This window comes from Mesorhizobium sp. M7A.F.Ca.AU.001.01.1.1 (assembly GCF_004022735.1).
GTDB classification, from domain to species: Bacteria; Pseudomonadota; Alphaproteobacteria; order Rhizobiales; family Rhizobiaceae; genus Mesorhizobium; species Mesorhizobium ciceri.
Map to the genome: position 1 here is coordinate 1 of NZ_RZPF01000207.1, position 9098 is coordinate 9098.

The 9098-nt window shown below is 61.3% G+C and carries 19 protein-coding genes; all 19 read right to left on the reverse strand.

The genetic code is table 11. From position 1 onward, the window contains the following. Nucleotides 1-843, reverse strand: an 843-nt coding sequence (gene secY, locus EN884_RS14830) for a preprotein translocase subunit SecY (protein ID WP_128360603.1), incomplete at its 3' end; no start/stop codon positions are given. A 192-nt stretch (nucleotides 844-1035) separates the two neighbouring features. Further along, nucleotides 1036-1512: a 50S ribosomal protein L15 gene (gene rplO / locus EN884_RS14835; RefSeq protein WP_013531434.1), complete on the reverse strand. Its 477-nt coding sequence runs from the start codon at nucleotides 1510-1512 to the stop codon at nucleotides 1036-1038. Nucleotides 1513-1534: 22 nt separating this feature from the next. Next, entirely contained in the window at nucleotides 1535-1732 is a 198-nt protein-coding gene (gene rpmD / locus EN884_RS14840; RefSeq protein ID WP_006205449.1) for a 50S ribosomal protein L30, read from the reverse strand. Nucleotides 1733-1756: 24 nt separating this feature from the next. After that, nucleotides 1757-2320, reverse strand: a complete 564-nt coding sequence (gene rpsE, locus EN884_RS14845; RefSeq protein ID WP_006333394.1) for a 30S ribosomal protein S5 — start codon at nucleotides 2318-2320, stop codon at nucleotides 1757-1759. Between the two features lie 148 nt (nucleotides 2321-2468). After that, on the reverse strand, nucleotides 2469-2828 hold the full coding sequence (gene rplR, locus EN884_RS14850; RefSeq protein ID WP_013531433.1) for a 50S ribosomal protein L18: 360 nt from the start codon (nucleotides 2826-2828) through the stop codon (nucleotides 2469-2471). Between the two features lie 138 nt (nucleotides 2829-2966). Further along, nucleotides 2967-3500: a 50S ribosomal protein L6 gene (rplF, locus tag EN884_RS14855; protein WP_013531432.1), complete on the reverse strand. Its 534-nt coding sequence runs from the start codon at nucleotides 3498-3500 to the stop codon at nucleotides 2967-2969. 89 nt (nucleotides 3501-3589) lie between these two features. After that, nucleotides 3590-3988 carry a 30S ribosomal protein S8 gene (gene rpsH / locus EN884_RS14860; RefSeq protein WP_013531431.1) on the reverse strand — a complete coding sequence of 133 codons (399 nt, stop codon included), beginning with the start codon at nucleotides 3986-3988 and terminating at the stop codon, nucleotides 3590-3592. A gap of 12 nt (nucleotides 3989-4000) precedes the next feature. Next, nucleotides 4001-4306: a 30S ribosomal protein S14 gene (rpsN, locus tag EN884_RS14865; protein ID WP_013895695.1), complete on the reverse strand. Its 306-nt coding sequence runs from the start codon at nucleotides 4304-4306 to the stop codon at nucleotides 4001-4003. A 27-nt stretch (nucleotides 4307-4333) separates the two neighbouring features. Then, nucleotides 4334-4933 carry a 50S ribosomal protein L5 gene (gene rplE, locus EN884_RS14870; RefSeq protein ID WP_063168070.1) on the reverse strand — a complete coding sequence of 200 codons (600 nt, stop codon included), beginning with the start codon at nucleotides 4931-4933 and terminating at the stop codon, nucleotides 4334-4336. After that, complete coding sequence (gene rplX, locus EN884_RS14875; RefSeq protein ID WP_013531428.1) at nucleotides 4926-5240, reverse strand: 50S ribosomal protein L24; 315 nt, start codon at nucleotides 5238-5240, stop codon at nucleotides 4926-4928. The genes rplE and rplX overlap by 8 nt, the downstream gene beginning before the upstream one ends. 12 nt (nucleotides 5241-5252) lie before the next feature. Then, nucleotides 5253-5621 (reverse strand): 50S ribosomal protein L14, encoded by a 369-nt coding sequence (gene rplN, locus EN884_RS14880; protein ID WP_006205457.1) that lies wholly within the window; start codon nucleotides 5619-5621, stop codon nucleotides 5253-5255. A gap of 83 nt (nucleotides 5622-5704) precedes the next feature. Beyond that, entirely contained in the window at nucleotides 5705-5944 is a 240-nt protein-coding gene (rpsQ, locus tag EN884_RS14885) for a 30S ribosomal protein S17 (RefSeq protein ID WP_010909280.1), read from the reverse strand. A gap of 11 nt (nucleotides 5945-5955) precedes the next feature. Continuing rightward, nucleotides 5956-6156: a 50S ribosomal protein L29 gene (rpmC, locus tag EN884_RS14890; protein ID WP_006205459.1), complete on the reverse strand. Its 201-nt coding sequence runs from the start codon at nucleotides 6154-6156 to the stop codon at nucleotides 5956-5958. 13 nt (nucleotides 6157-6169) lie between these two features. Continuing rightward, nucleotides 6170-6583 (reverse strand): 50S ribosomal protein L16, encoded by a 414-nt coding sequence (gene rplP, locus EN884_RS14895; protein WP_013531427.1) that lies wholly within the window; start codon nucleotides 6581-6583, stop codon nucleotides 6170-6172. A gap of 27 nt (nucleotides 6584-6610) precedes the next feature. Continuing rightward, nucleotides 6611-7336 (reverse strand): 30S ribosomal protein S3, encoded by a 726-nt coding sequence (gene rpsC / locus EN884_RS14900; RefSeq protein WP_013531426.1) that lies wholly within the window; start codon nucleotides 7334-7336, stop codon nucleotides 6611-6613. Then, nucleotides 7336-7725: a 50S ribosomal protein L22 gene (gene rplV, locus EN884_RS14905; RefSeq protein WP_006205462.1), complete on the reverse strand. Its 390-nt coding sequence runs from the start codon at nucleotides 7723-7725 to the stop codon at nucleotides 7336-7338. Before rplV ends, rpsC begins: the two co-directional genes overlap by 1 nt. A gap of 2 nt (nucleotides 7726-7727) precedes the next feature. Next, nucleotides 7728-8006: a 30S ribosomal protein S19 gene (gene rpsS / locus EN884_RS14910; RefSeq protein ID WP_006205463.1), complete on the reverse strand. Its 279-nt coding sequence runs from the start codon at nucleotides 8004-8006 to the stop codon at nucleotides 7728-7730. A gap of 16 nt (nucleotides 8007-8022) precedes the next feature. Next, the gene (rplB, locus tag EN884_RS14915; protein ID WP_013531425.1) at nucleotides 8023-8856 is read right to left on the reverse strand and encodes a 50S ribosomal protein L2; all 834 of its coding nucleotides are present in this window, start codon (nucleotides 8854-8856) and stop codon (nucleotides 8023-8025) included. Nucleotides 8857-8878: 22 nt separating this feature from the next. Next, a partial coding sequence (locus EN884_RS14920) for a 50S ribosomal protein L23 (protein ID WP_128337336.1) occupies nucleotides 8879-9098 on the reverse strand: 220 nt, incomplete at its 5' end.

A 9098-nucleotide genomic window follows, 5' to 3' on the forward strand; every position in this document is an offset into this window, starting at 1 on the left:
GGCAAAGATCGGCGGAATGACGCCCGACGTGTTGAGCTTCAGCGGCAGGTGCGAGGTATCGCCCTGGAACATCCGGTTGCCGACCTGGCGCTTTGGATACTGGATCAGCAAGCGGCGCTGGGCGCGCTCGAAGAACACGATGAGCGCAATGACGACGATAGCCAGCACGATGATCGCCAGGATCAGGCCGGTCGACAGCGCGCCGGTGCGGCCAAGCTCCAGCGTGCCGGAGATGGCGTGCGGCAGGCCGGCGACGATGCCGGAGAAGATGATCAGCGAAATACCGTTGCCGATGCCGCGGGCGGTGATCTGCTCGCCCAGCCACATCAGGAACATGGTGCCGCCGACCAGCGTGACGACGGTCGAGATGCGGAAGAACATGCCGGGGTCACTGACGATGCCGTTGCCGCCTTCCAGACCGACCGAAATGCCATAGGCCTGAACCAGCGCAAGCAGCACGGTGCCGTAGCGCGTGTACTGGTTAATGACCTTGCGGCCCTGTTCGCCTTCCTTCTTCAGCGCTTCCAATGACGGGATGACCGAGGTCATCAGCTGCATGATGATGGAGGCGGAGATGTAAGGCATGATGCCGAGCGCAAAGATCGCCATGCGCTGCACGGCGCCGCCGGCGAACATGTTGAACATGCCGAGCACGCCCTTGCTCTGCGAAGAGAAGGCCTGGGCGAAGGCGTCGGGATTGATACCGGGAAGCGGGATGTAGGTGCCGAGGCGATAAACCAGCAGCGCGCCGATCGTGAACCAGATGCGCTTCTTCAAATCCTCCGCCTTGGCGAAGGCCGAGAAATTCAGATTCGAGGCTAATTGTTCAGCAGCCGAAGCCATGCCTGATTCTCCGCTTGGTAACGCTTGATGGCCCTGAGGTCAGGCGGCGCGTTTCACCGAAGCTCACGAGATAAGCTCCGGGCTCTAAACATGCAAGCGGCCGCGTTGACGCGGCCGCCTCGTTGAGCAGATCAAAGCGAAATCGTGAGCAAAAACGGATCCCACTCCTGCCGATCGCGCTTCAAATTGCCGTTACTCGGCAGCTGCTTTTTCCTGCGGCAGCTTGACCGAACCGCCGGCCTTTTCGATCTTCTCGATCGCGGCCTTGGAGGCGCCGGCGACGTCAAAGGCGAGCTTCGCCTTGATCTCGCCATCCGAGAGGATGCGCACGCCGTCCTTGACGCGGCGGATGACGCCGGCGGCAACCAGCGATTCAGCCGTCACGGTTGCCTTGGCGTCGAGCTTCTTGGCGTCGATGGCCACCTGGATGCGGGCCAGCGACACGACGGTGAAGCTCTTGGCGAAGATGTTGTTGAAGCCACGCTTCGGCAGGCGCCGGTAGAGCGGCATCTGGCCACCCTCGAAGCCGTTGATGGCGACGCCGGAGCGCGCCTTCTGGCCCTTGACGCCGCGACCGCCGGTCTTGCCGGAGCCGGAGCCGATACCACGGCCGAGACGCTTCTTGGAGTGCGTCGCGCCGTCCTTGTCACGCAGATCGTTGAGTTTCATCTGACTTCTCCTGCGCTCTGGCTCAGCCCTCGTCCACGACGCGGACGAGATGCTGGACGGCAGCGATCATGCCGCGCACGGAGGGCGTATCTTCCAGCGTGCGCTGCTTGTGCATCTTGTTGAGGCCGAGGCCGACCAGCGTCGCGCGCTGTTCCTTCGGACGGCGGATCGGCGAACCGATCTGCTCAACGGTGATGGTCTTGGTTGCTTTCTTGGCCATGGTCAAAATCCCTGGTCAGATCGACTATTCTTCAGCCGCAACGGCGGTGCCGCGGCGGGCCTGAAGGGTCGAATACTTGATGCCGCGAGCAGCAGCCACATCCTTGGGATGCATCTGGCTCTTCAGCGCGTCGAAGGTGGCGCGAACCATGTTGTAGGGGTTCGACGAACCCATCGACTTGGCGACCACGTCATGCATGCCGAGCGTCTCGAAGACAGCGCGCATCGGGCCACCGGCGATGATGCCGGTACCTTGCTTGGCGGCGCGCAGCAGCACGCGTCCAGCACCCCAGCGTCCTTCGACGTCGTGATGCAGCGTACGGCCCGAGCGCAGCGGCACGAAAATCATGTCGCGCTTGGCCGATTCAGTTGCCTTGCGGATAGCTTCCGGCACTTCGCGCGCCTTGCCGTGACCAAAGCCGACGCGGCCCTTCTGGTCGCCGACGACGACGAGTGCTGCAAAACCGAAGCGACGGCCGCCCTTGACGACCTTGGCGACGCGGTTGATGTGGACGAGCTTGTCCACCATGCCGTCATCGCGTTCTTCACGATCGCGGCCGCGGCCGCCATCCCTACGTTCCTGTGCCATATCCTGTTCCTTGTTTTTTTCCGGAAGCACGGTTGCTGATAAGATCCGGTGCCTCGCCCCGATTAAATCGGGAAACGGTCACCGGGGGCGAAATCATTTCCTTCGCATAATCTTTATCCGAAAAGTCTGCAACTTTTCGGGATCATGCTTAGAAGCTCAAGCCACCTTCGCGGGCAGCCTCGGCGAGCGCCTTGACGCGGCCGTGATAGATGTAAGCGCCGCGGTCGAAGACGACTTCCTTGACGCCGGCCTTGGTGGCGCGCTCGGCGATCAGCTTGCCGATCGCGGTGGCGGCAGCGGTGTCGGCGCCGGTCTTGAGCGAACCCTTGAAGTCCTTCTCGAGCGTCGAAGCGGCGGCGATGGTGTGGCCCTTGGCGTCGTCGATGACCTGCACATAGATGTTCTTCGACGTGCGGTGAACCGACAGACGCGGACGCTCGCCGGCGACCTTCTTGATCTGACGACGGACGCGCTGCGCGCGGCGCTGCGTGGATTCCTTGGTACCCATGATGGTCTTCCTTGCCTTCAAAAAACGGGGGCCGCCATATGCGGTAGGCGAAAGCGCCTCCCGCGACCGCTCCCCGCGGCGTTACACTCTTGGCTTGGCCCTTTCCGAAAAGTCTTCAACTTCTCGAGGCCAGGCCTACTACTTCTTCTTGCCTTCCTTGCGGACGATCTTCTCGCCGGCGTAGCGGACGCCCTTGCCCTTGTAAGGCTCGGGACCACGATACTCGCGGATCTCGGCCGCAACCTGGCCGACCTGCTGCTTGTCGATGCCGGCCACAGTGATTTCAGTCGGCTTCGGCACGGTGATGGTGATGCCCTGCGGCGTCTCATAGACGACGTCATGGCTGAAGCCAAGCGCCAGCTGCAGGTTCTTGCCCTGAAGTGCCGCGCGATAGCCGACGCCGGTGATCTCGAGCTTCTTCTCGAAACCGTCCTTGACACCCTGCAGGATGTTGACGATCTGCGTGCGCGACATGCCCCACTTGGAGCGGGCGGTCTTGGTCTGGTCGCGCGGCTGGACAGCGATCTCGCTGCCTTCCATCTTGACCAGCACTTCGTCGTTCACCACGAACTTCAGCTCACCCTTGGGGCCCTTCGCCGTCACGGTCTGGCCGTTGACGGTCGCGGTCACGCCCTGCGGCAGCGAAACGGGTTTCTTTCCAATACGAGACATTTTGTTGTCCTCGTCACTTCTCTTGTTTCAGGTCTCTGTCTTCGGGAACGATCCGAAGACCGGATTCCACTTTGCGGTCAACTGCCAGATCAGAAGATCTGGCAGAGGATCTCACCGCCGACGTTCTGTTCACGTGCTTCATGGTCGGCCATCACGCCCTTCGGTGTCGAAAGGATGGCGATGCCGAGGCCGTTTGCGACCTGCGGAATCGACTTGGCCGAAACATAGACGCGGCGGCCTGGCTTCGAAACGCGGGCGATTTCGCGCACGACCGGCGCGCCGTCGAAATACTTCAGCTCGATCTCGATTTCGGACTTGCCGTTGTCGAAGTCGGTCTGGCTGTAATCGCGGATATAGCCTTCAGCCTTCAGCACGTCGAGGACGCGGGTGCGCAGACGCGAAGCCGGCGTCGAAACGCTCGACTTCTTGCGGCCATACGCGTTGCGGATGCGGGTCAGCATATCGCCGAGAGGATCGCTCAATGACATGTTATGTCCTCCTTACCAGCTCGACTTGACCAGGCCCGGGATCTGGCCGTTATTGCCGAGATCACGAAGCGCGATGCGCGATACTTTGAGCTTGCGATAGTAGGCGCGCGGACGGCCGGTGACTTCGCAGCGGTTGCGGATGCGGATCTTGGCCGAGTTGCGCGGCATGGCAGCAAGCTTGAGCTGAGCGCGGAAACGCTCTTCCATCGGCTTGGACTGATCCATGATGATCGCCTTGAGCGCAGCCCGCTTGGGACCGTACTGGTCGGCAAGCTTGCGGCGCCTGTTGTTCTTCTCGACTGAGCTGGTCTTTGCCATTTCAGATTTTTCCTTTTCTCGCTGCCGTTACTGGCGGAAGGGGAAGTTGAAGGCCTTGAGCAATGCCCTGGCTTCGTCGTCCGTCTTCGCAGTCGTACAAACGATGACGTCCATGCCCCAGATCTGATCAACCTTGTCGTAGTTGATCTCCGGGAACACGATGTGTTCCTTGATGCCCATGGCGTAGTTGCCACGGCCATCGAAGCTCTTCGGATTCAGTCCGCGAAAGTCGCGGACGCGCGGCAGTGCGATGTTCACGAGGCGGTCGAGGAACTCATACATCCGTTCCTTGCGCAACGTGACCTTGGCGCCGATTGGCATCTTCTCGCGGACCTTGAAGCCGGCGATCGAGTTGCGGGCGCGGGTGACGACGGCCTTCTGGCCGGCAATCATCGCCAGGTCTTCGGCCGCGATCGAAGGCTTCTTCGAATCGGCGGTCGCTTCGCCGACGCCCATGTTCAGCACGATCTTGTCGATGCGCGGAACCTGCATCTCGTTGTCGTAGCCGAACTGTTCCTGCAGCGCCTTGCGGATGGTCTCGTTGTAGACCTGCTTGAGGCGCGGCGTGTTCTGAGCCTTGGACTGTTTGCTTTCAGCCGTGGGCTTCGTGGTTTGAGCCTTAGCCATTGATGACTTCTCCCGAGCGCTTGGCGACGCGCACCTTCTTGCCGTCCTTCTGGAAGATGAAGCCGACGCGGGTCGGCTTGCCATCCTTGGGGTCGGCCAGCGCGATGTTCGACAGCTGGATCGGCGCTTCCTTGGTGATGATCCCGCCCTCTTGGGACTGGGACTGCTTCTGGTGACGGCGGATCATGTTGACGCCGCGCACCAGCGCGGTGTCTTCCTTCGGCTGTACCGAGAGGACTTCGCCCGAACGGCCCTTGTCCTTGCCGGCCAGCACGACGACCTTGTCGCCTTTTCTAATTTTTTGCATTGGTCCGGCTCCTTACAGCACTTCAGGCGCGAGCGAGATGATCTTCATGTGGTTCTTGGCGCGGAGTTCGCGCGGAACCGGTCCGAAGATACGCGTGCCGATCGGCTCTTTCTTGTTGTCGACGAGAACGGCCGCGTTCTTGTCGAAACGGATCACGCTGCCATCCGGGCGGCGAATGTCCTTGGCCGTGCGAACCACGACCGCCTTCATCACATCGCCCTTCTTCACGCGGCCGCGCGGAATGGCTTCCTTGATCGACACCACGATGATGTCGCCCACGGAAGCGTATTTCCGCTTCGAGCCGCCCAGCACCTTGATGCACATGACACGACGGGCGCCGGAATTATCCGCGACGTCGAGGTTTGTTTGCATCTGAATCATGACTGGCCGCCTTCTTCTCTTCTAACGGGATGGGCTCAAAGCCCCTCCCCGGTCTGTCCAAAATTCGTTGTTTACGCCCGAGGTCAGGCTTGGTCCGAAGACACGACGATCCAGCGCTTGTCCTTGGAAATCGGCTTCGATTCCTGGATGAACACCTGATCGCCAACCTTGTGGGCGTTGTTCTCGTCGTGCGCCTTGTACTTCTTGGTCATGCGCACGGTCTTCTTCATCACGGGATGCGTGAAGCGCCGTTCGACCTTGACGACAACCGTCTTCTCGTTCTTGTCGCTGACGACGGTGCCCTGCAGAATGCGCTTTGGCATGGTTTTCGTCCTTAAGCCTTCTTAGCCGCGGACTTTTCCGCAGCGATGGTCTTGATACGCGCAATGTCCTTACGAACCTGTCTCACGCGCGCGGTCTTCTCGAGCTGGCCGGTGGCCTTCTGGAAGCGCAGGTTGAACTGCTCCTTCTTCAGGCTGGCCAGGTCGTCGGTCAGCTGGTCCTGGGTCTTGGTCCGGATGTCTTCGGCTTTCATGATCAGCCCGTCCTTATTCTGCGATGCGCTGCACGAAGCGCGTCTTGACCGAGAGCTTGGCCGCGCCGAGACGCAGTGCCTCACGGGCGGTTTCTTCATTGACGCCGTCGATCTCGAACATGATGCGGCCTGGCTTGACGCGCGCCGCCCAATAATCGACCGCGCCCTTGCCCTTACCCATGCGGACTTCGGTCGGCTTCGAAGTGACCGGCACGTCCGGGAAAATACGGATCCAGACGCGACCAGCGCGCTTCATTTCACGGGTGATCGCGCGGCGGGCCGCCTCGATCTCACGTGCGGTGACGCGGTTCGGCTCAAGCGCCTTCAGCCCGAAACCACCGAAATCCAGGTTGGTGCCGCCCTTTGCGGTACCATGGATACGGCCCTTGAACTGCTTGCGGAACTTTGTGCGCTTTGGCTGCAGCATCGTTCTAACTCCAAATTCCTAAATGTCTCAGGCGTTTTCGCGACGACGACCGCGTTCGCGATCACCACCACCGCCATGCGCTGCATCGCTTTCGCTGGCCCGACGCTCCGAAGCCATCGGGTCATGCTCAAGGATCTCGCCCTTGAACACCCAGACCTTGACGCCGCAGATGCCATAAGCCGTGTGCGCTTCGGCCGTACCGTAGTCGACGTCCGCACGCAGCGTATGCAGCGGCACGCGACCTTCGCGATACCATTCCATACGCGCGATCTCAGCGCCGCCGAGGCGGCCGGCGCAGTTGATGCGGATGCCTTCGGCACCGAGGCGCATCGCCGACTGAACGGCACGCTTCATGGCGCGGCGGAACGCGATACGACGCTCGAGCTGCTGGGCGATCGACTGGGCGACCAGGGTCGCGTCGATCTCCGGCTTGCGCACTTCAACGATGTTGAGGTGCGTCTCGGACTTCGTCATCTCCATCAGCTTCTTGCGAAGCTTCTCGATGTCGGCGCCCTTCTTGCCGATGATCAGACCCGGGCGCGCGGCATGGATGGTGACGCGGCACTTCTTGTGCGGACGCTCGATCACGACCTTCGAGATGGCAGCCTGCTTGAGCTCCTTCTCGAGATACTTGCGGATCTTGATGTCCTCATGCAGCAGCTTGCCGTACTCGCCGGTGTTCGCGAACCAGCGCGAATCCCAGGTGCGGTTGATGCCGAGGCGAAGACCGATCGGATTGACTTTCTGGCCCATTATGCGGCCTCCCCTTTTTCTTCGACTTCACGAACGACGATCGTGAGGTGCGAGAACGGCTTCTCGATACGGCTGGCGCGACCGCGGCCACGGGCATGGAACCGCTTCATGACGATCGACTTGCCGACATAGGCTTCCGCCACGATCAGCGCATCGACATCCAGGTCGTGGTTGTTTTCCGCGTTGGCGATTGCCGATTCCAGCGTCTTCTTGACCGTGCCGGAAATCCGCTTGGCCGAGAATTCGAGATCGGAAAGCGCTGTCGCGACCTTCTTGCCGCGGATCAGCGCGGCAACCAGGTTCAGCTTCTGCGGGCTGATACGGATCGTGCGCAATACGGCGCGCGCTTCGTTATCAGCAAGCCTGCGCGGAGCTTTGGCCTTGCCCATGATTATTTCCTCTTCGCCTTCTTATCCGCGCCGTGACCGTAATAGGTCCGGGTCGGAGCGAATTCACCGAACTTGTGACCGACCATGTCCTCGTTCACCGAGACGGGAACATGCTTCTGGCCGTTGTAGACACCGAAGGTGAAGCCGACGAACTGCGGCAGGATGGTGGAGCGACGGCTCCACATCTTGATCACCTCATTGCGACCACCTTCACGAACCTTGTCCACCTTCTTGAGAAGGTAGCCGTCAATGAAGGGGCCTTTCCAAATCGAACGAGTCACTTGGCGTTACCTCTTCTTAGCTCTTGCGCTGATGGCGCGAGCGCAGGATGAACTTGTCGGTCGCCTTGTTGGACCGCGTCTTCTTGCCCTTGGTCGGCTTGCCCCAGGGCGAAACCGGATGGCGGCCACCCGATGTGCGGCCTTCGCCGCCGCCGTGCGGATGGTCGACCGGGTTCATGGTCACGCCGCGATTGTGCGGGCGCTTGCCACGCCAGACCGTGCGACCGGCCTTGCCGTCATTGATGTTGCCGTGGTCCGGATTGGACACGGCGCCAACAGTGGCCATGCAGGAGCCGTGAACGACACGCTGCTCGCCCGAATTGAGGCGCAGGATCGCCATGCCCTGGTCACGACCGACCAGCTGACCGTAACCACCTGCCGAACGGGCGACCTGAGCGCCCTTGCCCGGCTTCAGCTCGATGTTGTGGACGATGGTGCCGACCGGCATCGAAGCCAGCGGCATCGCATTGCCCGGCTTCACGTCGACCGATTCACCGGACACGATCTTGTCGCCGGGAGCCAGACGCTGCGGAGCGATGATGTAGGACAGCTCGCCATCCTCATACTTGATCAGCGCGATGAAGGCGGTGCGGTTCGGATCGTACTCAATGCGCTCGACCGTGCCGACGACGTCGAACTTGCGGCGCTTGAAGTCGATGATGCGGTACGACCGCTTGTGACCACCGCCGATGAAGCGGGCGGTGATGCGACCGTGATTGTTGCGGCCGCCCGACTTGGTCAGGCCTTCGGTCAGACCCTTGACGGGCTTGCCCTTGTAGAGGCCCGAGCGGTCGACGATGACCAGCTGACGGGTGCTGGGCGTTACCGGGTTGAATTTTTTCAGTGCCATTGTTCTGTCCTCGCGGCCTTGCTCAGAGACCCGTCGCGACGTCGATCGACTGGCCATCGGCCAGCGTCACAACCGCCTTCTTGACGTCGCTCTGGCGGCCAACCGTGCCACGGAAGCGCTTGATCTTGCCCTTGCGGACAAGCGTGTTCACGGCCATCACCTTGACGCCGAACAGCGCTTCGACGGCGGCCTTGATTTCCGGCTTCGACGCCTTCTTGGCGACGTTGAAGACGACCTTGTTC